Origin of the sequence: Pseudocitrobacter faecalis, assembly GCF_965231525.1 — a bacterium.
In the GTDB taxonomy this organism is placed as follows: Bacteria; Pseudomonadota; Gammaproteobacteria; order Enterobacterales; family Enterobacteriaceae; genus Pseudocitrobacter; species Pseudocitrobacter faecalis.
In genome coordinates, this window is sequence record NZ_CBDDNJ010000002.1 from 4,341,166 (window position 1) to 4,364,408 (window position 23,243).

Sequence of the window (23,243 nt, forward strand, 5' to 3'; positions counted from 1 at the left end):
GGTGTGTCAACAATGAAAAACAATTTACCGCCATTTATCGAGATTTACCGTGCATTGATCGCCACACCTTCCATCAGCGCGACCGAAGAAGCGCTTGATCAAAGTAATGCGTCTTTAATCACTCTGCTCGGCGACTGGTTTGCCTCGTTAGGCTTTAACGTTGAGATCCAACCGGTTCCTGGCACGCGCAATAAATTCAATATGCTGGCCAGCACCGGAAACGGCGCAGGCGGCCTGCTGCTTGCCGGTCACACGGATACCGTGCCGTTCGACGATGGCCGCTGGACGCGCGATCCCTTCACCCTGACCGAGCATGAAAACAAACTCTACGGCCTGGGCACCGCTGACATGAAAGGCTTCTTCGCCTTCATCCTCGATGCTCTGCGCGATGTGGACGTATCAACGCTGAAAAAGCCGCTCTACATTCTGGCGACCGCCGATGAAGAGACCAGTATGGCTGGCGCGCGCTACTTTGCCGAAACCACTGCTCTGCGCCCGGACTGTGCCATCATCGGCGAACCAACATCATTACAGCCTGTGCGCGCGCATAAAGGCCACATCTCCAGCGCCATTCGCGTAATGGGGCAGTCAGGCCACTCCAGCGACCCGGCGCGCGGCGTCAACGCCATTGAAATCATGCATGACGCGATTGGCCGCGTGATGCAACTGCGGGACGCATTGAAAGAGCGCTATCACTACGAGGCGTTTACCGTGCCTTACCCGACGCTCAACCTCGGTGCCATTCACGGCGGCGATGCATCGAACCGTATCTGCGCCTGCTGTGAACTGCATATGGATATTCGCCCATTGCCGGGTATGACGCTGAACGATCTCAATGGGTTGCTGGATGAAGCGCTGGAACCGGTGAGCGCTCAGTGGCCTGGTCGATTGACCGTCTCAGAACTGCATCCGCCGATCCCGGGTTACGAATGCCCGCCAGACCACCAGTTAGTTCAGGTCGTCGAAAAACTGCTCGGTGCACAAACCGAGGTGGTGAACTACTGTACCGAAGCGCCGTTCATACAAACGTTGTGCCCGACGCTGGTACTCGGACCCGGCTCTATCAATCAGGCCCACCAGCCGGATGAATATCTGGAAACGCGCTTTATTAAGCCGACGCGCGAATTGATTACCCAGGTTGTGCATCACTTCTGCTGGCATTGATATGTCCCCTCACCCTAACCCTCTCTCAAGGGAGAGAGACCCGATTTTCTCCCTCTCCCTGTGGGAGAGGGGCGGGGTGAGGGCACCTGCGCCCCCTATTTCCATAAGCATTTCTTATCTGACACGATGCGAATTAAATTTCGTAAATTGCCGTGATTTACTCGATTGCTGAAGCGATTTCGCAGCAATTGACGTGGGGGTTTTTACGTGGCTTTATAAAGGAGGTTGCTTATCCTGGCTTTGCGTTCCGAAGCCTGGGGTATAACAAAATAAAATGAGATGGGGTGTCTGGGTTAACATGAACGAACAATATTCCGCGTTGCGTAGTAATGTCAGTATGCTCGGTAAAGTGCTAGGCGATACCATCAGGGATGCGCTTGGTGAGAACATTCTTGACCGTGTAGAAACTATCCGTAAATTGTCGAAATCCTCGCGTGCTGGCAACGAAGCCGACCGTCAGGAACTGCTGACAACGCTGCAAAACCTCTCCAATGATGAACTGCTGCCGGTGGCACGAGCCTTCAGCCAGTTTCTGAACCTGGCGAATACCGCCGAGCAATATCACAGCATCTCGCCGAAAGGTGAAGCCGCGAGCAACCCGGAAGTGATTGCGCGTACGCTGCGTAAACTCAAAGACCAACCCAATCTCACCGAAGCCACCATTAAAAAAGCCGTCGAATCGCTGTCGCTGGAGCTGGTTCTGACCGCTCACCCGACCGAAATCACGCGCCGCACGCTGATCCACAAAATGGGCGAAATCAACGGCTGCCTGAAGCAACTGGATAACAAAGATATCGCCGACTACGAGCGTAACCAGTTGATGCGCCGCCTGCGCCAGCTGATTGCTCAGTCCTGGCACACGGATGAAATCCGTAAGCACCGCCCAAGCCCGGTGGATGAAGCCAAATGGGGCTTCGCCGTGGTGGAAAACAGCCTGTGGGAAGGCGTGCCCAATTACCTCCGCGAGCTTAACGAACAGCTTGAAGAGAATCTGAACTACCGCCTGCCAGTCGACTTCGTGCCCGTTCGCTTTACCTCCTGGATGGGCGGCGACCGTGACGGCAACCCGAACGTTACCGCTGAAATTACCCGTCACGTCCTGCTGCTGAGCCGCTGGAAAGCGACCGACCTGTTCCTGAAAGATATTCAGTTGCTGATCTCCGAACTGTCGATGGTCGAGTGCACCGATGAGCTGCGCGCCCTGGTAGGCGAAGAAGGCGCTCAGGAGCCGTACCGCTATCTGCTGAAAAACATTCGCAGCCAGTTAATGGCCACCCAATCCTGGCTGGAAGCGCGCCTGAAAGGCCAGCGTCTGCCGAAACCGGCGGGTTTAATCAGCCAGAACGAACAACTGTGGGATCCGCTTTACGCCTGCTATAAATCCCTGCAAGCCTGTGGAATGGGCATTATCGCTAACGGCGAACTGCTCGACACCCTGCGCCGCGTGAAGTGTTTCGGCGTACCACTGGTACGTATTGACGTCCGTCAGGAGAGCACTCGCCACACTGAAGCGCTCGGCGAGCTGACTCGTTATCTCGGTATCGGCGACTATGAAAGCTGGTCAGAAGCCGACAAACAGGCGTTCCTGATCCGTGAACTGAATTCCAAGCGCCCGCTGCTGCCGCGTAGCTGGGAGCCGAGCAACGAAACGCGCGAAGTCCTCAATACCTGTAAAGCGATTGTCGATGCGCCGGTTGGCTCGGTCGCCGCCTATGTCATCTCAATGGCGAAAACGCCTTCCGACGTGCTGGCCGTGCATCTTCTGCTCAAAGAAGCGGGTATTACCTTCGCGCTGCCGGTGGCGCCGCTGTTTGAAACCCTTGATGATCTGAACAACTCGAACGATGTCATGACCCAGTTGCTGAATATCGACTGGTATCGCGGCTTTATTCAGGGCAAACAGATGGTGATGATTGGCTATTCCGACTCCGCGAAAGACGCGGGCGTCATGGCCGCCTCCTGGGCGCAGTACCAGGCACAGGACGCGCTGATCAAAACCTGCGAAAAAGCCGGTATCGAACTCACCCTGTTCCACGGTCGCGGCGGCTCGATTGGCCGTGGCGGCGCGCCAGCCCATGCGGCACTGCTCTCTCAACCGCCGGGAAGCTTAAAAGGCGGCCTGCGCGTGACCGAACAAGGCGAGATGATTCGCTTCAAATACGGCCTGCCGGAAGTCACCGTCAGCAGCCTGTCGCTGTATACCAGTGCGATTCTGGAAGCGAACCTGTTACCGCCGCCGGAGCCGAAAGAGGAGTGGCGCGGCATCATGGACGAGCTGTCCGATATCTCCTGCGAGATGTACCGCGGCTACGTGCGTGAAAACAAAGATTTCGTGCCTTACTTCCGCTCCGCGACGCCGGAACAGGAGCTGGGCAAACTGCCGCTCGGTTCACGTCCGGCAAAACGTCGCCCAACCGGCGGAGTAGAATCCCTGCGTGCCATTCCGTGGATCTTCGCTTGGACGCAGAACCGTCTGATGCTGCCCGCCTGGCTGGGCGCGGGTGCGGCGCTGCAAAAAGTGGTGGAAGATGGCAAACAGAGCCAGCTTGAAGCCATGTGTCGCGACTGGCCGTTCTTCTCCACCCGTCTGGGTATGCTGGAAATGGTGTTCGCAAAAGCGGATCTCTGGCTGGCGGAATACTACGATCAGCGTCTGGTGAAAAAGGAGCTGTGGGGTCTCGGTGAAGAACTCCGCACCTTGCTGGAAGCCGATATCAAAGTGGTGCTGGCGATTGCCAACGACGCGCATTTGATGGCCGACCTGCCGTGGATCGCCGAGTCTATTCAGCTGCGTAACATCTATACCGACCCGCTAAACGTACTCCAGGCCGAGCTGCTGCACCGTTCACGTCTGGCGGAAGAAGAAGGCAAAGAGCCGGATCCTAACGTTGAGCAGGCGCTGATGGTGACTATCGCAGGCGTTGCAGCAGGTATGCGTAACACCGGCTAATCAATTTAAGTTAAGTCTCAATGGAATAAGTGCGCTGGCTCACACCGAGTTAAGCGCATTTATTTTTTAGTTTCACCGCAAAACCTTTTCATCTTCGCCCTGTCTACCCATTTGCTAAACGTGATTTTTTACTGCCGCAACAATAACTGCTGGAGTGCACCTTAAGGTTCACTTAATAAAATATTGTTACGGTTGGCGCCACGAATTCTGACAGGCTTAATTTATGCTCTCCACAACTACCCCGGCTGAAACTAAGTTTAGCTGGAAGGCCCTTGGTTGGGCGCTGCTCTACTTTTGGTTTTTCTCCACCCTGCTGCAGGCCATTATTCTTTTAACCGGCTATAGCGGTACGAACGGATTTCGTGACTCTCTCTTATTCAGCTCGCTGTGGCTGATCCCTATTTTTCTGTTCCCAGGTAAAACACGCATTATTGCCGCCGTTATTGGGATAGTGCTGTGGGCAGCCTCGCTGGCGACGCTGTGCTACTTCGTCATCTACGGGCAGGAATTCTCGCAAAGCGTGCTGTTCATTATGTTCGAATCGAACGCCAATGAAGCCAGCGAATACATGAGCCAGTATTTCAGTCTGAAGATTGTTCTGACGGCGGTGGCGTATACCGCGGTGGCGATTTTCCTGTGGTCGAGACTGAAGCCTGTTTATATCCCACACCTGAGCCGCTGGCTGATTTCTTTTGCGCTGCTGTATGGGTTAATTCTTAATCCTATTGTGGCTGGAAGCGTTGTCGGTGATAAACCGCTGGAAAAAACGCTGAACGGTATGGCTTCCCGCATGGAGCCCGCCGCGCCGTGGCAGTTTATTACTGGCTACTATCAATATCGCCAGCAATTAAACAGCCTGAACAAACTGTTAAACGCGAATAACGCATTACCGCCGCTGGCGAATTTGAAAGACAGCTCCGGCGATGCGCCGCGCACGCTGGTGCTGGTGATTGGTGAATCGACCCAACGTGGCCGTATGAGCCTGTATGGCTACCCGCGTGAAACCACGCCGGAACTCGATGCCCTGCATAAGAACGACAAGAATCTGACCGTCTTCAACGACGTCGTCACGTCTCGCCCTTACACCATCGAAATCCTGCAACAGGCGCTGACCTTTGCGAACGAGAAAAACCCGGACCTCTACCTGACTAAACCGTCATTAATGAACATGATGAAGCAGGCGGGGTACAAAACGTTCTGGATAACTAACCAGCAGACGATGACTGAACGTAACACCATGCTGACGGTGTTCTCGAAGCAAACGGACAAACAGTTCTATATGAACCAGCAGCGTACGCAGAGCGCACGCGAATACGACACCAACGTGCTGGCCCCCTTTAAAGAAGTGATGGCTGACCCGGCACCGAAGAAATTGATCATCGTTCACCTGCTGGGTACGCATATCAAATATGAGTATCGCTACCCGGAGAAATGGGGCAAGTTTGACGGCAAAACCGACCACCTGCCAGCCGGCTTATCGCAGGAACAGCAGGACGAATACAACGCTTACGATAACGCGAACCTGTACAACGACCACGTAGTCGCCAGCCTGATCAACGAGTATAAAGCGACGAACCCGAACGGATTCCTGCTCTACTTCTCCGATCACGGTGAAGAAGTGTATGACACGCCACCACATAACATTCAGGGGCGTAATGAGCTAGCGCCGACGCGTCACATGTATACCGTACCGTTTATGCTGTGGACGTCTGATAAATGGCAAGCGGCGCATCCGCGTGATTTCTCACAGGATGTTAACCGCAAGTACAGCAGTTCAGAGTTGATTCATACCTGGTCCGACTTAGCCGGGCTGAGTTATGACGGCTATGACGCGACGCGTTCCATCACCAGCCCGCAGTTCACACCAATGACGCGCTGGATTGGCAACCCGTACAAGAAAAACGGCTTAAAAGATTACGATTCACTGCCTTACGGAGAGCTCCAGGGTAATCAGTGAGAATTGCCTGATGCGCTCCGCTTATCAGGCCTACAGGTTTTCTGCAAGATATTGAATGTAGGCCGCATCCGGCAAAACAAAGCGCACGTTGTCTGCAATCTTTGAGGCCGCTCCATTCAGGAGTGGCCTTTTTTTTCGCATCCCGTTAATGTTGCGAGCAATGCAACAGAGAAGGGATCCTATGCATCACGACATCACGCAACTGCTCACCCGGCTAATCAATAATCCGGCTGAACTGCAAAAAATTCACTTTGCCAGCAGCACCAGCCCGGCACCTGAACTGGCGTATCAGGTCGATTTCCCGCGTCTGGAAATTGTGCTGGAGGGCGAGTTTAGCGACGCTGGCGCGTCCACGCGCATGCAGCGTCATGATGTCCTGTTTGTGCCCGCCGGTGGCTGGAACTTCCCGCAATGGCAAACGCCGGTGACCACCCTCAGCATTCTGTTTGGCAAGCAACAGCTCGGCTTTAGCCTGGTGCACTGGGACGGCAGCCATTCGCACAGTCTCCATCGCCAGCACGTCGCCCGGCGTGGGCCGCGCATCGGTTCGTTTCTCCTGCAAACGCTGCATGAAATGCAGATGCAGCCGCAGGAACAACATACCGCACGGTTGATTGTCGCCAGCCTGTTGAGCCACTGCTGTGATTTGCTGGGCAGCCAAATTCAAACGGCTTCGCGCAGTCAGGCACTTTTCGACGCCATTCGCGACTATATCGACGAACATTACGCTTCTCCGCTCACCCGCGAATCGGTCGCACAGGCGTTTTATATCTCGCCCAACTATCTCTCACATCTGTTTCAGAAAACCGGTGCGGTGGGATTTAACGAATATCTGAATCATACGCGGCTGGAGCACGCCAGAATGCTGCTGAAGGGTTACGACCTGAAGGTGAAAGAGATTGCGCACGCCTGCGGCTTTGTCGACAGTAACTACTTCTGCCGCTTATTTCGCAAAAATACCGAACGCTCGCCGTCAGAGTACCGTCGCCAGTACCACAGTCAGCTCACGGAAAAGAAAACTACTCCAGAATAATATGCGTGTGCTGCGGTGCACAGAGCAGTTTACGCACCGCGCTCATCACTTTCTGCGGTTCGCGCAGAAACGCATAAATACCCGACTGCACATAGCGACAGTGGGTAAAACGCTCTGCCCCGCTCAGCTCGATATCGGTGATGAGCAGCACCGCGTCAGCGTGCTCAATATCCTCTGCGGTAAGTGCATTTTCAATTCCCAGCGCGCCCTGGGTTTCAATCTTGATGCTCCATTTTTCCTGCTGGCACAACTTTTCCAGCCGCTCGGCGGCCATATAAGTATGCGCCACGCCGCTCACGCAGGCGGTGACTGCGACTAATCGTCTTGCGTGGGATACCGTCATCGTCTTCTCCTGCTTCGGGTTTCATGCACGCTGGCGAGTCTCCCCGCCAGCCCGGTATTCGCGCTTACACCGTTTGTGCAAGATGCGCTTCAATTTTGCCCATAATCGCATCGGCACGTTTTACCGCATCGCTAATATTAACCCGCACGATGGTCTTCCCGGCAAAACGCTCTTCAAACTTGATGCCGATATCTTTGGTCAGAATCACGATATCTGCGGCGGCAACGTCGCTTGCCGTCAGTTCATTTTCGAGGCCAATGGAACCCTGCGTTTCAACCTTCACGTCCCAGCCTTTGGCTTTCGCCGCGCTTTCCAGCGCTTCCGCCGCCATGTAAGTATGTGCGACGCCAGACGGACAAGCGGTTACCGCGATAATCATGGTCATAATAGTTACCTCTTCAATCAGTTAATTTCGAAATCCAGATCCAGGTCGTCTTCTTTCTCCGCGACCGGTTTTGCATTCTTGCGCGCCAGGCTTTTCAGGATATTCACGCACACCGCCGTCACCACCGCGCCGACGACAATCGCCGCAATGTAGCCGAGCTTGCCTTCCACCACCGGCAGAACAATCAGCCCGCCCCACCCGGCGTAGCACTGAGCGCCCATCAGCGCTGCCGTCACCGCACCGCAAACGGAGCCCACCATAATGGACGGGATCACGCGCAGCGGGTCAGCCGCCGCAAAGGGAATCGCCCCTTCCGTCACGCCCACACAGCCCATCACCAGCGCCGCTTTCCCTGCTTCGCGCTCTTCGCTACTGTAGTTTTTACGATTAATCAGCGTTGCGAGGCCCAGCCCCAGCGGCGGCACGCATATCCCGACGGCGGCAATCGCCACCACCGTATACACGCCCTGCGAGACGCAGATCAGCATGAACGCATAGGCCACCTTATTCACCGGGCCGCCCATATCAAATGCCAGCATCAGGCCCATAATCACCGCCAGCACCACAATGCTGCCCTGCTGCATACCTTGTAACCAGTGCGTCAGGCCCACCGTGAGCGCGCCGACCGGCTCGCCCAGGCCCCACATCATCACGCCTGCGGTGATCAACGTACCAATAATCGGGATCACGAAGATCGGCATCACCGAGCGCAGTACCTTATGTACGGGGATCTTTTTCAGGTAATAGACCACGATCCCACCGATAATCCCGGCAATCAGCGCACCGAAGAAGCCCGCGCCAAAACTGTTGCCTACCCAGGCGCCAATTGCGCAGGGTGCCAGCGCGGAGCGTTCAGCAATGGAATAACCGATGTACGCCGCCAGAAACGGCACCATCAACGTCAGACCGGCCACGCCAATATCAAACAACTTTTTGAGATTCGGATCGGTGGCGGCATCCGGCACCGCGCCCTTGCCGTATAACATCACGGAAACCGCCAGCAGGATCCCGCCTGCCACAACAAACGGGATCATGTGCGACACCCCGGTCATTAAATGCTGACGGGTGTTTTTGAGAATCTGCACCAACTCTTTCATCAGTTGCTCCCGGGCGTTACGCGCCCATATCCATAACGAGGTTGTGGAAACGATAGGTAATTGACGAAGTGACAGACAGTGGATAAAAGGGGCATTTACTGGACAATTGTGATCGCATCAGAAAAATGCGATCGGACTCAAAAGTTCACGGCGCATAGCTACTGCCCACCAGATGGGAACTTGTGAAGGAACTCTCACTTTACGCTGGATATTACATTTATCCAGTTTTTGGCAGATTTGTCAGATAGCCGTGCCGCGTCCAAGTCTCCATCCTGTTCCCCATATTGAATGATTTGGGAGATAAAGTGATGGCTCAGGTTATAGAGTTTGTCTGTGAATTACCGAACGGCGTCCATGCGCGCCCTGCCAGCCATGTTGAAACGCAGTGCAACGCCTTCACCAGTACCATTGAATGGCACAACCTGCGCACCGACCGCAAAGGCAACGCCAAAAGCGCGCTGGCGCTGATTGGCACCGACACCCTGGTGAACGACGCCTGCCAGTTGCTGATTACCGGCGAGGATGAACAGGCCGCCTGGCAGCATCTCTCCCGCTGGATCCGTGAAGAATTTCCCCTGTGCGATGCGCCGCTGGTGCAGGCGGCCACGATTGAACAGGCTCCGCTGCCGGAATCGCTCACCCATCTCAACCCGACGCTGTTTCGCGCGCAGCCCGTCTGTAGCGGTAGTGCAGGCGGCGTTTTAACGCGTCTGGCCTCGCTCGATTTAAATCGTTTGGGGGAGTTACCCACTGCGCGCAGCGTGGAAGAGGAGCAGCAGGCGCTGGACAGCGGCCTGGCGCGGCTGACCAAAATGCTCGAACTGCACCTGCTGGACAGCGACACCACCGCCAGCGCGATTCTGGAAGCCCATCGTTCGCTCGCCACCGATACCTCCCTGCGCCAGCATCTGCTGGCTGGCGTAAACGATGGACTGAGCTGCGCCGACGCGATTGTTCGCAGCGCCAACCATTTTTGTGATGAATTCGCCCGCTCCAGCAGCAGCTATTTACAAGAGCGTGCGCTGGACGTGCGTGACGTCGGCTATCAACTGTTACAGCAAATATATGGCGAACAACGTTTCCCGGCACCGGGCAAGCTGACTCAGCCGACCATCTGCATGGCGGAAGAACTCACCCCCAGCCAGTTCCTCGAACTGGATAAAACCCTGCTCAAAGGTCTGCTGCTACAAAGTGGCGGCACCACCTCACACACGGTGATTCTGGCACGTTCTTTTAATATTCCGACGCTGGTCGGTGTGGATATTGACGCGCTCAATGCCTGGCAGGGGCAACAGATTTACCTGGACGGCAACGCGGGTGCGGTAGTCGTTGCGCCAGATTCCGCCGTGACGCGCTACTACCAGCAGGAAGCGTGGCTACAGGAACAACTGCGCCAGCAACAAAGCGTCTGGCTGAGCCAGGAAGCGCGCACCGCCGACGGCTTACGCATTGAAGTTGCCGCTAACATCGCCCATTCGGTAGAAGCGCAGGCCGCCTTCGGCAACGGTGCGGAAGGCGTTGGCCTGTTCCGCACCGAAATGCTCTATATGGATCGTGCCAGCGCACCGGGCGAAGACGAGCTGTATAACATTTTCTGCCAGGCACTCAGTTCTGCCAATGGCCGCAGTATAATCGTGCGCACCATGGATATTGGCGGCGATAAGCCGGTGGATTACCTCAATATTCCGGCTGAAAACAACCCGTTCCTCGGCTATCGCGCGGTGCGTATTTATGAAGAGTATGCGGCGCTGTTCACCACCCAGTTGCGTTCGATCCTGCGCGCCTCGGCGCACGGCAAGCTGAAAATCATGATCCCGATGATCTCCTCGATGGAAGAGATCTTATGGGTCAAAGAGAAGCTCGCGGAAGCCAAACAGCAACTGCGCAATGAACATATTCCGTTTGATGAGCGTATTCCGCTGGGCATCATGCTGGAAGTGCCATCGGTAATGTTCATCATCGATCAGTGCTGCGAAGAGATCGATTTCTTCAGCATCGGCAGCAACGACTTAACCCAGTATCTGCTGGCAGTAGACCGCGATAACGCCAAAGTCACCCGTCATTACAACAGCCTGAACCCGGCCTTCCTGCGTGCTCTGGATTACGCCGTGCAGGCGGTGCATCGCCAGGGGAAATGGATTGGCCTGTGCGGCGAACTGGGCGCGAAAGGCTCTGTTTTACCGCTGCTGGTTGGCCTGGGGCTGGATGAACTGAGCATGAGCGCGCCGTCGATTCCGGCGACCAAAGCGCGTCTGGCGCAGCTCGACAGCCGCGCCTGCCGCCAGTTGCTCAATCAGGCGATGGCCTGCCGCACTTCGCTGGAAGTGGAGCATTTGCTGGCGCAATTCCGCATGAGCCAGCAGGACGCGCCGCTGATCGCCACCTCCTGTATCTCGCTGGATAACGACTGGCAGAGCAAAGAAGAAGTGATCAAAGGGATGACCGACAACCTGCTGCTGGCTGGGCGTTGTCGTTACCCGCGCAAGCTGGAAGCCGATCTCTGGGCGCGGGAAGCGGTGTTTTCGACCGGGCTGGGCTTCAGCTTCGCCATTCCGCACAGCAAATCAGAACATATTGAGCAATCAACCATCAGCGTTGCGCGACTCCCTGCGCCGGTACGCTGGGGAGACGACGAAGCGCAATTCATCATTATGCTGACGCTCAACAAACACGCCGCAGGCGACCAGCATATGCGGATTTTCTCCCGCCTGGCGCGCCGCATTATGCATGAAGAATTCCGTAACGCGCTGGTGAACGCGGCATCTGCCGATGCCATCGCCAGCCTGCTGCAACACGAACTGGAACTGTAAGAGGACGAATAATGGAACTGTATCTGGATACCGCAAATGTCGCGGAAGTTGAACGTCTGGCGCGTATTTTCCCGCTGGCGGGTGTCACCACCAACCCGAGCATTGTCGCGGCCAGCAAGGAATCCATCTGGGATGTGCTGCCGCGCCTGCAAAAGGCGGTCGGCCCGGAAGGCATTTTATTCGCCCAGACCATGAGCCGTGATGCGGCGGGTATGGTGGCGGAAGCGAAACGCCTGAGCAACGCCGTTCCCGGCATTGTGGTCAAAATCCCGGTCACCGCTGAAGGACTCGCGGCTATCAAGTTGCTGAAGAAAGAAGGCATTCCTACACTCGGCACCGCCGTCTACAGCGCCTCGCAGGGGTTAATGGCGGCGCTGGCCGGCGCGAAATATGTTGCACCCTATGTGAATCGCGTCGATGCCCAGGGCGGCGACGGAATTCGCATGGTGCAGGAACTGCAAACGCTGCTGGAACTGCACGCCCCCAACAGCAAAGTGTTGGCGGCAAGCTTTAAAACCCCGCGTCAGGCGCTGGACTGTTTACTGGCAGGATGTGAAGCAATCACCCTTCCTTTAGATGTAGCGCAACAAATGATCAACACCCCTGCGGTAGAGTCGGCAATAGAGAAGTTTGAGCAGGACTGGAATAACGCATTTGGTCATATCAACCTGTGAGGGAAATAGAGTATGGATCGCATTATTCAATCACCTGGTAAATACATCCAGGGCGCCGATGTCATTACCCGTCTGGGCGACTACCTGAAACCGATGGCGGAACGCTGGCTGGTTGTCGGTGACAAATTTGTCTTAGGCTTCGCCCAGGCTGCGCTGGAAAAAAGCTTCCAAGAGGCGGGCCTGGCGCTGGAAATCGCCCCGTTTGGCGGCGAATGTTCCCAAAACGAAATCAACCGCTTACGCGGCGTAGCCGAAAAAGCGCAATGTGGCGCTGTGCTGGGCATCGGCGGCGGTAAAACGCTCGATACCGCCAAAGCGCTGGCGCACTTTATGTCGCTTCCGGTCGCTATTGCGCCGACCATCGCCTCGACCGATGCGCCATGCAGCGCGCTATCTGTCATCTACACCGATGACGGCGAATTCGACCGTTACCTGATGCTGCCGCACAACCCGAACGTGGTCATTGTCGATACCAAAATCGTGGCGGGCGCACCGGCTCGTCTGCTGGCCGCCGGGATCGGCGATGCGCTGGCGACCTGGTTTGAAGCCCGCGCCTGTTCACGCAGCGGCGCTACCACCATGGCAGGTGGTAAATGCACGCAGGCCGCGCTGGCGCTGGCTGAACTGTGCTACAACACGTTGATTGAAGAAGGCGAAAAAGCGATGCTGGCGGCAGAGCAACACGTCGTCACCCCAGCGCTGGAACGCGTGATTGAAGCCAACACCTACCTGAGCGGCGTCGGTTTTGAAAGTGGCGGCCTGGCGGCTGCGCACGCTATTCACAACGGTCTGACAGCAATTCCGGATGCGCATCACTACTACCACGGTGAAAAAGTGGCGTTCGGAACACTCACGCAGCTGGTGCTGGAAAACGCCTCAGTGGAAGAGATCGAAACTGTCGCCGCCCTGTGCCATTCCGTTGGCCTGCCGATTACCCTCGCGCAACTGGATATTAAAGAAGATATCCCGGCAAAAATGCGCAAAGTGGCTGAAGCCTCCTGTGCGGAAGGTGAAACTATTCATAACATGCCTGGCGGTGCTGACCCGGATCGCGTTTACGCCGCGCTGCTGGTTGCCGACCAGTACGGTCAGCGTTTTTTGCATGAGTGGGAATAACGGCTAAATACCTATAAAAATCCCCGCATGTGCGGGGATTTTTGTTTCAGTAGCGATTCACATTACTGCAGGTCGAAACGGTCGAGTTCCATCACTTTCACCCATGCCGCCACGAAGTCTTTCACAAACTTCACGTGCGCATCGCTGCTGGCGTACACTTCGGCCAGCGCACGCAGTACTGCGTGAGAGCCGAATACCAGATCCGCGCGGGTGGCGGTGTATTTCACTTCGCCACTCAGGCGATCGCGGCCTTCGAACAGTTCGCTGGTGTCGTCGGTCGCTTTCCATTCGGTACGCATATCCAGCAGATTCGCGAAGAAATCATTGCTGAGCACGCCCGGACGGTCGGTAAAGACGCCATGCTTGCTGCCGTCGAAGTTTGCGCCCAGAACGCGCATACCGCCCACCAGCACCGTCAGTTCCGGCGCGGTCAGGGTCAGTTGCTGAGCTTTGTCGATCAGCAGAGATTCGGTGGTTGCCGCGCCCGGTTCGCCGCGATAGTTACGGAAACCATCGGCGATCGGTTTGAGCAGCTCGAACATCTCGATGTCGGTCTGATCCTGGCGCGCGTCTACGCGGCCCGGCGTGAACGGAACATGAATGCTGACGCCCGCGGCGCTCGCGGCTTTCTCAACCCCTACAACGCCCGCCAGTACGATAATATCGGCCAGTGACGCTTTTCCGGATGCCTGCTGGATTTTCTCCAGCGCTGGCAACACGCGTGCTGCTGTAGCGTTCACCGCCCAGTCGCGTTGCGGGTTCAGCGCCAGACGCGCACCGTTCGCCCCGCCGCGTTTGTCACCACCACGGAAAGTGGAGGCAGACGCCCACGCAACAGAAACCAGCTCGCTCACGGTCAGCCCGGAGTCAGCGATTTCTGCTTTCAGGCTCAGAATGTCTTCTTCCGTCGGGTGATAGGTCGGCTGTGGCAGCGGATCCTGCCAAATCAGATCTTCCTTCGGCACTTCCGGCCCGATGTAACGTGCTTTCGGCCCCATATCACGGTGGGTCAGTTTGTACCAGGCACGTGCGAACGCTTCATTAAACGCCTGCGGGTCGTTCAGGAAACGACGGCAGATTTTTTCGAAGTCCGGATCAAAACGCAGCGTCAGGTCGGTAACCAGCATGGTCGGCTTACGTTTTTTCGACGGGTCAAACGGATCCGGAATAATTTCCGGCGCATCTACCGCTTCAAACTGGATTGCACCAGCCGGGCTGCGAGTCTGTACCCACTCGTATTTGAACAGGTTCTCGAAGAAGTAATTGCTCCACTGAGTAGGAGTCTGCGTCCACACCACTTCCAGACCGGAGGTGATCGCATCTTTACCAACGCCAGTACCAAAGTCGCTCTTCCAGCCGAGGCCCTGGTTTTCAATCGGTGCGGCTTCCGGGTCCGGGCCAACGTGAGTTGCCGGGCCTGCGCCGTGGGTTTTACCGAGGGTGTGACCACCGGCGATCAACGCCACAGTCTCTTCGTCGTTCATGCCCATATTGCCGAAGGTCGCACGAATCGCCGCGGCCGCAGAAAGCGGTTCACCGCTGGCGTTCGGGCCTTCCGGGTTCACGTAGATCAGCCCCATTTCGGTAGCCGCTAACGGACGTTTCGCCAGCTCTTCCGGGTCACGGTGAGCCAGCCAGGCTTTCTCATCACCCCAGTTTACGTCGAGATCCGGTTCCCAGACGTCTTCACGACCGGCACCAAAGCCAAAGGTACGGAAGCCGGAGTTTTCCAGCGCCACGTTACCCGCAAGGATGAACAGGTCAGCCCAGGAAATTTTCTGGCCATATTTCTGCTTGATTGGCCACAGCAGGCGACGCGCTTTGTCCAGGCTCACGTTATCCGGCCAGGAGTTCAGCGGTGCAAAACGTTGCTGACCGCGGCCCGCACCACCACGTCCGTCAACGGAGCGATAAGTACCTGCGCCGTGCCACGCCATACGGATAAACAAACCGGTATAGCTACCCCAGTCGGCAGGCCACCACGGCTGAGATTCGCTCAGCAGCGCACGTAGATCGCCTTTCAGGGCAAAGTAATCCAGTTTGCTGAATTCTTTACGGTAGTCGAAGTCTTCCCCAAGTGGGTTAGAACGGTTGGAATGTTGATTCAGAAGATCCACGCGAAGCTGTTTTGGCCACCAATCCTGGCTGGTCGTCCCTGCACCTGCGCTCTGATCATGACCGCCCTGATGGAAAGGACACTTACCCGCGGACGTTTTGTTCTCGATATCGTCTGACGTACTCATCAATATGCTCCCTCTACAATGTTACCGTTACGATATACAGCATCAGTGTTAAGTTATAATTGAAATAATCCACAGATTCGATAGTTGGAAACTTTTATATTTTTGGTTACGGGGATGTAGATCAAAGTAGACGCAAAAAAGCCCTCATGCGAGGGCTTTTTCGACTATAGCGCGGGTCTGACACCCAGCGTATGGCAAATGGCGTAGCTCATCTCTGCGCGGTTAAGTGTATAAAAATGAAAATCTTTTACCCCTTCCCGGCTTAAAATCTTGACCATATCCATGGCGATGGATGCGCCAACCAGTTTACGCGTCTCCGCGTCGTCATCCAGTCCTTCAAACATCGTCGACATCCAGTGCGGGATGCGCACATTGGTCATGTCAGCAAATTTCTTCGCCTGTTTGAAGTTCGAAACAGGCAGGATACCGGGAATAATTTCGACATCGATACCCGCAGAAACGCAGCGGTCACGAAAACGCAGGTAGCTTTCCACGTCGAAGAAGAATTGGGTAATCGCGCGGTTGGCACCCGCATCGACTTTACGTTTCAGGTTGAGCAGATCCGCCTGCGCGCTTTTCGCTTCCGGGTGCACTTCCGGGTAAGCAGCGACAGAGATATCAAAATCGCCCACTTCCTTCAGCAAGCCGACCAGGTCTGCCGCATACATATCTGGCTTACCGCTGCCCGGCGGCAGGTCGCCACGCAGGGCGACGATATGGCGAATACCGTTGTTCCAGTAATCCTGGGCGATGGCACGCAGTTCATCGCGGCTGGCGTCAATGCAGGTGAGATGCGGCGCGGCTTCAAGGCCGGTACGATCTTTAATGCCTTTAATGATGCTGTGCGTGCGGTCACGCTCACCAGAGTTCGCGCCATAGGTCACGGAAACGAACTTCGGTTTGAGACTACTCAGGCGATCGATAGAGTTCCACAAGGTTTGCTCCATTTCACTGGTGCGCGGCGGGAAAAATTCGAACGATACATGAATGTGCCCCTGGACTTCGGCCAGACTCTGATTCAGGGCTTCCCGCTGGTTGGCGTGAAAAAAGCTCATACCTTACCTCATCAATCGCATGTCATTATTTGTTGTGTTGTGAACTGCTATACGTTTAGACGTCTAGATGTAAAGATGAAGGAAAAGTTGGGGAAGGTCAATAGAAAGATCCGCGCAAACGGTGAGGAATATTCAGAGAAGATGAAAAAAATTCATCTTACTCCGTGACGATAAAGTCATTTCTCACAAGCGTAAGCAACCACTCAAATTTGGGCTGATTCTCTGGCAGCACAACCACACCAGCTTTAACAAACAGATGCTCACCTGATAATGAACGAAAAACGACGCCCTGCCGCTGAATGGCGGCGAAAGATGCCGGAAGCAGGCTCAGGCCGTCTCCATTTGCGATTCGGGCAAGCAATACATCATGTTCGAGAGGCTCTTCGATACAAAAAGGAGCATAGCCTTCTTTTTGAAACCGCTGCCGGGTGTAATCAAAAAAGGCCGGGTTACGATCTCGCTTAAACCAGAATAAAGGCCGGGAATTTAAAGAACATAGCGTGAGCGAAGCCGATTCTGCCTCAGGCCATATGGCGGGTAGGGCGGCAATCAGCGGATCGTGCCAGGAAAGCGGCGTAACGGATAATTCGCCACACTCAAGCGGCAATGCCACCAGTGCTGCATCCAGTTTCCCTCTTCGCACCTGACGCACCAGCTCAAGAGAACTGTGCCGCGCGATACGTAGCGTCGTCGCCTGCGCACGTAGCCGGGTTTCTAACGTCGTAAAAACGCCCTGTTCAAACGCCGTGGTTAGCCCGATGCGCAACCGCTGCCCGTCTGCCTTGCCGAGTTTCGCAAGGGAACTGTAGGTTTTTTCCTGTAACGCCAGTAGCGGACGCACGATCTCCAGTACACGCGCACCATCATTCGTCAACGTCAGCCCACGGGTATGACGCACAAATAGCGTCACTCCCAGGCGTTCTTCAAGCTGGCGAATATGACGGCTGAGCGGCGGCTGGGACATAAAAAGCCGCTGCGCGGCCCGGCTCATGTTGTTCTCTTCCGCCACCACGGCAAAGTAGCGTAGCAGGCGAATATCGAGAGTGTGGATTTGTGCGTTGGTCATACCGAAAAGGTATCACTGAAACGGTATTATCCAAACCGCTTTCGGCGGCCTATTCTCGCATCATATCTTAGATAAACGAGGATTTACCCATGCATTCAGAACGCTTTATTACCGGCCAGGACATGCTGCAGAAAGTGGATGGCAAAGGAGGCAATGCAGTGGTCGAAAGTCTGCAAGATATTGCTCCAGACTTTGCCCGTTACCTGATTGAATTTCCTTTCGGTGATATCTATTCCCGCCCCGGTCTGGATTTACGCAGTCGCGAAATTGCCACCGTTGCAGCATTGACCGCATTAGGAAACGCATCGCCACAGTTGAAAGTGCATATTGCGGCGGCGCTTCATGTTGGGTTAACGCAGGAAGAAATTACTGAAGTGATCATGCAGATGGCGGTTTACGCCGGTTTCCCGGCGGCGCTGAACGGCTTGTTTGCGGCAAAAGAGGTCTTTGCCGCTCAGCAATAACGCCGAATGGCAATGCCTACAATAACTGCGCCAGCCGGTTGATGTCCGACTGAATCGCCCCGGCGGTGACATCGCGCCCTGCGCCTGGCCCACGAATCACCAGCGGGTTATCGCGATACCAGCGGCTTTCAATGGCAAAGACGTTATCGCACGGCAACAGTGCCGCCAGTGGGTGTTCCGGGCGCACTGCTTCCACGCCGACGCGCGCTTTGCCGTTGGCGTCGAAACGCGCCACATAGCGCAGCACCAGGCCCATCTCCTGCGCGGCCTCGAAACGTTGCAGCATCTGATCGTTGAGCTCATCACCGTTTTCAAAGAAGTGGTCGATCGAGCCATCTTCACAGTGCGGCGGCACCAATGACTCCACGCGAACCTGATCCGGTTCGATGTCGTAGCCTGCCTCGCGTGCCAGAATCACCAGCTTACGCATTACATCTTTCCCGGAAAGGTCGTCACGCGGGTCGGGTTCCGTTAAGCCCTGCTGCCAGGCCTGATCCACCAGTTCGGTGAACGGCACGGTACCGTCGAACTGCAGGAACAGCCACGAAAGCGTGCCGGAGAAAATCCCGCTGATAGACAGGATGCTGTCGCCGCTGTCGATCAGGTCGCGCACGGTATGATTGACCGGCAGGCCGGCACCAACAGTGGCGTTATACAACCAGTGACGCCCGGTTTTTTCGAACGCGTCGTGGATCTGGCGATAGTTGTGGCTGCTGCTTGCTCCGGCCAGTTTGTTGGCGCTGATAACGTGAAAACCGTGGCTGGCGAAATCGAGATACTGGTCAGCCAGCTGCGGGCTGGCAGTGACATCCAGCACCACCAAATCATCATACGGGTGCGCGCGCATCCACAGGAACAGTGACTCTTCATCCTGTTCGACCGCTTCATCCTCGAAGAATGCCAGCGCGCGGCTGGCGTCCAGCCCTTCATAACTCAGCAGGCTGCGGCGGCTATCCACGACGCCTGCCAGCGTGAATTCAAACCCGGTTCGCGCCGAGAGCGTACTTTGCTCGCGGGCAAACAGTTCCAGCCAGCGGGAACCAATATTACCTTTGCCGAACAGCACCAGGCCGATGCGTTTTTCTGCGCGGAAGACGGACTGATGCAGGCCCTGAATCAGGCTTTCAGTGGGGCCGGTACGCAGCACGGCGACCAGGCTAATGCCCTCTTCCGATTGCCAGGTAAACTCGACTGGCTGACCTTTCAGTTGTTGCCAGAAACGGTGGCAGTGCAGCGGGTTACGGGTGACGCCCGCGCCCACAATCGCCACCAGCGCCAAGCCCTGGCGTAAACGCAGCTCGCCCGGTAATCCGGCTTCATCTAGAATTTTTAATGCACTATCCGCCACCTCGGAGGTGTAGCAGAATTGCAGTAACTGACGGTCGTTATGAACGCCGACAGCCAGTGGACGAATACCCGCACGTTTCAGTAACTGGTCAATATCTTTATGCGCCAGCTTAAAGTCCTGGCTGGCTGGCACGCGGAATTCAATCAGGCAGACGTCATCATGGCTGGTGACAATACGCGCGCCCGTCCCGGAGGCCAGCACACGTTCAATACGCGTAGAGCCCTGATCTGGCGTATAGCTACAGCGCAGTTGCAGGTCGATATCGCTGCCGGAAACCGGCTGTAAGGTACGCGCGTGCAGCACCGGCGCGGCAAGACGCGCCAGTTCGCTGGCTTCATCGAGGCGCAGCAACGGCAGCAGGCAGGCATCTTTCACTTTACGCGGGTCGGCGCTGTATACCCCGGCAACGTCGCTCCAGATGGTCACGCGAGACACGCCCGCCAGCGCACCGATTTGCGTCGCAGAGTAGTCAGAACCGTTACGCCCCAACAGCACGGTTTCCCCCGCGTTGTTGCGGCTGATAAACCCGGTGACGACCAGGCGTTTTCCCGGATGCTGCGCCATGAGCTGTTGCAGTAACGGATAAGAAAGGCCTTCATCAACCTGCGGTTGGGCGGAACGCTCAGCACGCAGGAATTCACGCGCGTCGAGCCACGCCGCATCCAGCCCCTGCTGTTGCAGCACGGCCGCCATCAGTCGAGCAGACCACACTTCACCGTGGCCCACGACTTCCGCATACACAGCATCGGTGACGCCGCTATCCAGCAATACGGCTAAACGTTCGAGGTCATGAATGAATGCGCTAATCAAGCCGTCGGCAATCTCAGCGGGCAGCAGGCCGCTAATCAACTCTGACTGATAACGACGCAGCGTCTGTTGAACCTGATGCGCAGAAAGACGATCGCTCTGGCTGAGCTTCAGCCAGCTAATCAACTGGTTAGTGGTGCTACCGGCTGCGGAAACGACCATCATATCGCCTGGCTGAGAATACTCCGCCATAATCCCGGCAACACGCAGGTAACACTTCACATCCGCCAGACTACTCCCACCAAATTTATGCAGTTGACGTTCGTTCGTCCCTGCCTGCGCAATCACACTCATTTTTATCCCTCGGCTGCAACCCGGAAGCCATTTTCCAGATCGGCAATTAAGTCTTCACTATCTTCAATACCGGTTGAGATACGCAACAGCGTCTCAGAAATCCCGGCGGCGGCGCGCGCTTCCGGCGCCATGCCCGCGTGGGTCATCGTAGCGGCGTGGGAGATTAAACTCTCAACCCCGCCCAGCGATTCCGCCAGCGTAAACAACGACAATCCGCTCAGGAAGCGGCGCAGCGTTTGCTCGTCGCCGTCCAGTTCAAAGCTGAGCATCGCGCCAAATCCTTTCTGCTGGCGGGCGGCAATTTCGTGGCCCTGATTTTCCGGCAAAGAAGGATGATACAGTTTTTTCACCAGCGGCTGATTTTTCAGGAAATCGACAATCGCGTACGCATTGCGTTGCGCGACTTCCATGCGCGGCGACAGCGTGCGCAAACCGCGCAGCAGTAAGTAGCTGTCGAAGGCGCTACCGGTCACACCGATATTGTTCGCCCACCATGCCAGCTCCGTCACCGTCTCCGGATCTTTCGCAATCACAACGCCGGCAACCACATCAGAGTGGCCGTTCAAATATTTAGTACATGAATGCAACACCAGATCCGCGCCCAATGCCAGCGGATTTTGCAGCGCCGGGCTTAAGAAGGTGTTATCCACCACGCTGACCGCGCCGACTTCGCGCGCCAGGCCACATATTTTCGCGATATCCACCACGCGTAACAGCGGATTACTCGGACTTTCGACCAGCACCAGTTTCGGTTTTTCTTCCAGCGCCGCACGCAGCGCCTGCTCGTTGCCCTGATCGACAAACTTCACGCGATAACAGCCGCGTTTTGCCAGGCTGTCGAACAGACGATAGCTGCCGCCATAGCAATCGTGCGGCGCCACCAGCAGGTCGCCCGGCTTCAGGAATACGGTTGTCACCAGATGAATCGCCGACATGCCCGTATTGGTCATCACCGCACCCGCGCCACCTTCCAGCTCGGCCAGCGCTCGCTGCACCACATCACGCGTTGGGTTGCCGCGACGAGAATAGTCATGAGCGCGCGGCTCATTAAAACCGGTGAAATTATAGGTACTGGAAAGATGAATCGGCGGGACTACGCAGCCATACTGTTCGTCGTCATTTAAACCGCTGCGCACTGCGATGGTGGCTTGTTTACGGGTCATTATGATTCGTTCCTGACTTAGTCGGTGAAATGTCAGGCACCAGAGTAAACATAGTTATAATAGACGTCAATACATCTGGACATCTAAACTTCTTTGCGTATAGATTGAGCAAAAGACGAATAGCCGTTAAAATTATATGCATTAGCGCACAACTGCGACGGCTCATATCGTGTCAGGGACGCGTCACTACGGTAAACTATGCGCGATTATGGTCAGGCTATAGTCCGGCCTTTTATTAATGACGAAGAGGATTAAGGTATCTCATGGCTGAATGGAGCGGCGAATATATCAGCCCATACGCTGAGCACGGTAAGAAGAGTGAGCAAGTAAAAAAAATTACGGTTTCCATTCCTCTGAAGGTGTTAAAGATCCTCACCGATGAACGCACGCGTCGTCAGGTGAACAACCTGCGTCACGCCACCAACAGCGAACTGCTGTGTGAAGCGTTCCTGCATGCATTCACCGGGCAGCCGCTGCCTAACGATGAAGACCTGCGTAAAGAGCGCAGCGATGAAATCCCGGAAGAGGCCAAGGTGATCATGCGTGAACTGGGGATTGACCCGGAGACGTGGGAGTACTGATTCAGGGAGCGCGGCTCACGGAGTACGAGCCGCGCTTTTTAATGTGATAACACGGAGGTTGTGCCATGAAACTCTGTTTACTGGCACCAGACCTGGTTCTGGCTTATCCGGCTTATGCCTGGGAGCCGCAAACCGGCGACATCATCTTTCAAATGTCTCAATCTTCTCCAAGTAAAGCCATTCAGTTGGCCACCCATTCTGGCTATAACCACACCGGCATGATTGTTATCCGCGAGACAAAACCGTATGTCTTCGAGGCCGTTGGTCCGGTTATCTATACGCCGCTGCAAAAAAGTATAAGGCACTGAAAAGACGGGAAATATATCGTGCGTGGCGTGGATGGCAGGCTGTCTACACAGCAAAAACAAAATCTGGCACAAACCGCAAAGCGGTATCTCGGTAAACCTTACGATCTGGCCTTTTCCTGGAGCGATGACCGCCAGTACTGCTCTGAAGTGGTGTGGAAGGTTTATCAGAACGCACCAGGAATGCGCGTGGGTGAACAGTAAAAACTGAAAGAGTTCGATCTTAATAACCCGCTAGTTCAGGAGAAACTCAAAGAACGTTACGGGAAAAACATTCCGCTTGAGGAAACGGTGGTTTCACCTCAGGCCATTTTCGATGCGCCACAACTCACCACAGTAGCCAAAGAGCGGCCGCTGTTTTCAAGCTAATTGATGATGAAAACAATAC

At 55.6% G+C, this 23,243-nt stretch carries 17 protein-coding genes and 1 pseudogene; 10 read left to right on the forward strand and 8 right to left on the reverse strand.

The window, feature by feature from the left end:
* The first annotated feature begins 12 nt into the window (after positions 1-12).
* The 4 genes from argE (at position 13) to ACOXYR_RS21040 (ending at position 7,104) form a co-directional block, all read left to right on the forward strand.
* Positions 13-1,164, forward strand: a complete 1,152-nt coding sequence (gene argE / locus ACOXYR_RS21025) for an acetylornithine deacetylase (RefSeq protein ID WP_113859213.1) — start codon at positions 13-15, stop codon at positions 1,162-1,164.
* 298 nt (positions 1,165-1,462) lie between these two features.
* Entirely contained in the window at positions 1,463-4,114 is a 2,652-nt protein-coding gene (ppc, locus tag ACOXYR_RS21030; RefSeq protein ID WP_108476325.1) for a phosphoenolpyruvate carboxylase, read from the forward strand.
* 223 nt (positions 4,115-4,337) lie between these two features.
* Complete coding sequence (locus tag ACOXYR_RS21035; protein WP_108476324.1) at positions 4,338-6,071, forward strand: phosphoethanolamine transferase CptA; 1,734 nt, start codon at positions 4,338-4,340, stop codon at positions 6,069-6,071.
* Between the two features lie 181 nt (positions 6,072-6,252).
* On the forward strand, positions 6,253-7,104 hold the full coding sequence (locus ACOXYR_RS21040) for a helix-turn-helix transcriptional regulator (RefSeq protein WP_189624510.1): 852 nt from the start codon (positions 6,253-6,255) through the stop codon (positions 7,102-7,104).
* On the opposite strand, the gene ACOXYR_RS21045 is transcribed toward ACOXYR_RS21040, so the two are convergent.
* From ACOXYR_RS21045 to ACOXYR_RS21055, 3 genes are all read right to left on the reverse strand, one after another.
* The gene (locus ACOXYR_RS21045) at positions 7,091-7,447 is read right to left on the reverse strand and encodes a PTS fructose-like transporter subunit IIB (protein ID WP_113859215.1); all 357 of its coding nucleotides are present in this window, start codon (positions 7,445-7,447) and stop codon (positions 7,091-7,093) included. The two genes, ACOXYR_RS21040 and ACOXYR_RS21045, sit on opposite strands and share 14 nt — an antisense overlap.
* A 64-nt stretch (positions 7,448-7,511) precedes the next feature.
* A complete protein-coding gene (locus ACOXYR_RS21050) occupies positions 7,512-7,832 on the reverse strand; it encodes a PTS fructose-like transporter subunit IIB (RefSeq protein WP_015966487.1) in 321 nt (106 codons plus the stop codon).
* Between the two features lie 17 nt (positions 7,833-7,849).
* A complete protein-coding gene (locus ACOXYR_RS21055; RefSeq protein WP_108476321.1) occupies positions 7,850-8,929 on the reverse strand; it encodes a PTS fructose transporter subunit EIIC in 1,080 nt (359 codons plus the stop codon).
* A gap of 308 nt (positions 8,930-9,237) precedes the next feature.
* Here ACOXYR_RS21055 and ptsP point away from each other — a divergent pair, with 308 nt between their 5' ends.
* The 3 genes from ptsP to gldA are packed head-to-tail and all read left to right on the forward strand — an operon-like array spanning position 9,238 to position 13,529.
* Positions 9,238-11,739, forward strand: a complete 2,502-nt coding sequence (gene ptsP / locus ACOXYR_RS21060; RefSeq protein WP_421356080.1) for a phosphoenolpyruvate--protein phosphotransferase — start codon at positions 9,238-9,240, stop codon at positions 11,737-11,739.
* An 11-nt stretch (positions 11,740-11,750) separates the two neighbouring features.
* A complete protein-coding gene (fsa, locus tag ACOXYR_RS21065; protein ID WP_108476319.1) occupies positions 11,751-12,413 on the forward strand; it encodes a fructose-6-phosphate aldolase in 663 nt (220 codons plus the stop codon).
* Between the two features lie 12 nt (positions 12,414-12,425).
* The gene (gene gldA, locus ACOXYR_RS21070) at positions 12,426-13,529 is read left to right on the forward strand and encodes a bifunctional L-1,2-propanediol dehydrogenase/glycerol dehydrogenase (protein ID WP_421356079.1); all 1,104 of its coding nucleotides are present in this window, start codon (positions 12,426-12,428) and stop codon (positions 13,527-13,529) included.
* 62 nt (positions 13,530-13,591) lie between these two features.
* Here the strand turns inward: gldA and katG are convergent, their stop codons facing one another.
* From katG to ACOXYR_RS21085, 3 genes are all read right to left on the reverse strand, one after another.
* Positions 13,592-15,772 (reverse strand): catalase/peroxidase HPI, encoded by a 2,181-nt coding sequence (gene katG / locus ACOXYR_RS21075; RefSeq protein ID WP_108476317.1) that lies wholly within the window; start codon positions 15,770-15,772, stop codon positions 13,592-13,594.
* A gap of 164 nt (positions 15,773-15,936) precedes the next feature.
* Positions 15,937-16,827, reverse strand: coding sequence for a methylenetetrahydrofolate reductase (metF, locus tag ACOXYR_RS21080; RefSeq protein WP_421356078.1), 891 nt, complete (start codon positions 16,825-16,827; stop codon positions 15,937-15,939).
* Positions 16,828-16,984: 157 nt separating this feature from the next.
* Positions 16,985-17,893, reverse strand: coding sequence for a LysR family transcriptional regulator (locus ACOXYR_RS21085; RefSeq protein ID WP_108476314.1), 909 nt, complete (start codon positions 17,891-17,893; stop codon positions 16,985-16,987).
* A gap of 89 nt (positions 17,894-17,982) precedes the next feature.
* On the opposite strand from ACOXYR_RS21085, the gene ACOXYR_RS21090 reads away from it, so the two are divergent.
* A complete protein-coding gene (locus ACOXYR_RS21090; protein ID WP_108476313.1) occupies positions 17,983-18,357 on the forward strand; it encodes a carboxymuconolactone decarboxylase family protein in 375 nt (124 codons plus the stop codon).
* Between the two features lie 16 nt (positions 18,358-18,373).
* Here the strand turns inward: ACOXYR_RS21090 and ACOXYR_RS21095 are convergent, their stop codons facing one another.
* Positions 18,374-20,806, reverse strand: coding sequence for a bifunctional aspartate kinase/homoserine dehydrogenase II (locus tag ACOXYR_RS21095; protein ID WP_407731832.1), 2,433 nt, complete (start codon positions 20,804-20,806; stop codon positions 18,374-18,376).
* Positions 20,807-20,808: 2 nt separating this feature from the next.
* A complete protein-coding gene (metB, locus tag ACOXYR_RS21100) occupies positions 20,809-21,969 on the reverse strand; it encodes a cystathionine gamma-synthase (protein ID WP_113859221.1) in 1,161 nt (386 codons plus the stop codon).
* A 263-nt stretch (positions 21,970-22,232) separates the two neighbouring features.
* Between metB and metJ the strand changes: the two genes are divergently transcribed.
* Both metJ and ACOXYR_RS21110 read left to right on the forward strand, forming a co-directional pair.
* The gene (gene metJ / locus ACOXYR_RS21105; RefSeq protein WP_015966498.1) at positions 22,233-22,550 is read left to right on the forward strand and encodes a met regulon transcriptional regulator MetJ; all 318 of its coding nucleotides are present in this window, start codon (positions 22,233-22,235) and stop codon (positions 22,548-22,550) included.
* Between the two features lie 65 nt (positions 22,551-22,615).
* Positions 22,616-23,224: pseudogene (locus ACOXYR_RS21110) on the forward strand (YiiX family permuted papain-like enzyme).
* The last annotated feature ends 19 nt before the right edge of the window (positions 23,225-23,243 follow it).

Bases quoted from the DNA above. Each gene is read 5' to 3' on its own strand.
- argE (WP_113859213.1), top strand. From the start codon at position 13: ATGAAAAACAATTTACCGCCATTTATCGAGATTTACCGTGCATTGATC.
- ppc (WP_108476325.1), top strand. From the start codon at position 1,463: ATGAACGAACAATATTCCGCGTTGCGTAGTAATGTCAGTATGCTCGGT.
- ACOXYR_RS21035 (WP_108476324.1), top strand. From the start codon at position 4,338: ATGCTCTCCACAACTACCCCGGCTGAAACTAAGTTTAGCTGGAAGGCC.
- ACOXYR_RS21040 (WP_189624510.1), top strand. From the start codon at position 6,253: ATGCATCACGACATCACGCAACTGCTCACCCGGCTAATCAATAATCCG.
- ACOXYR_RS21045 (WP_113859215.1), bottom strand. From the start codon at position 7,447: ATGACGGTATCCCACGCAAGACGATTAGTCGCAGTCACCGCCTGCGTG.
- ACOXYR_RS21050 (WP_015966487.1), bottom strand. From the start codon at position 7,832: ATGACCATGATTATCGCGGTAACCGCTTGTCCGTCTGGCGTCGCACAT.
- ACOXYR_RS21055 (WP_108476321.1), bottom strand. From the start codon at position 8,929: ATGAAAGAGTTGGTGCAGATTCTCAAAAACACCCGTCAGCATTTAATG.
- ptsP (WP_421356080.1), top strand. From the start codon at position 9,238: ATGGCTCAGGTTATAGAGTTTGTCTGTGAATTACCGAACGGCGTCCAT.
- fsa (WP_108476319.1), top strand. From the start codon at position 11,751: ATGGAACTGTATCTGGATACCGCAAATGTCGCGGAAGTTGAACGTCTG.
- gldA (WP_421356079.1), top strand. From the start codon at position 12,426: ATGGATCGCATTATTCAATCACCTGGTAAATACATCCAGGGCGCCGAT.
- katG (WP_108476317.1), bottom strand. From the start codon at position 15,772: ATGAGTACGTCAGACGATATCGAGAACAAAACGTCCGCGGGTAAGTGT.
- metF (WP_421356078.1), bottom strand. From the start codon at position 16,827: ATGAGCTTTTTTCACGCCAACCAGCGGGAAGCCCTGAATCAGAGTCTG.
- ACOXYR_RS21085 (WP_108476314.1), bottom strand. From the start codon at position 17,893: ATGACCAACGCACAAATCCACACTCTCGATATTCGCCTGCTACGCTAC.
- ACOXYR_RS21090 (WP_108476313.1), top strand. From the start codon at position 17,983: ATGCATTCAGAACGCTTTATTACCGGCCAGGACATGCTGCAGAAAGTG.
- ACOXYR_RS21095 (WP_407731832.1), bottom strand. From the start codon at position 20,806: ATGAGTGTGATTGCGCAGGCAGGGACGAACGAACGTCAACTGCATAAA.
- metB (WP_113859221.1), bottom strand. From the start codon at position 21,969: ATGACCCGTAAACAAGCCACCATCGCAGTGCGCAGCGGTTTAAATGAC.
- metJ (WP_015966498.1), top strand. From the start codon at position 22,233: ATGGCTGAATGGAGCGGCGAATATATCAGCCCATACGCTGAGCACGGT.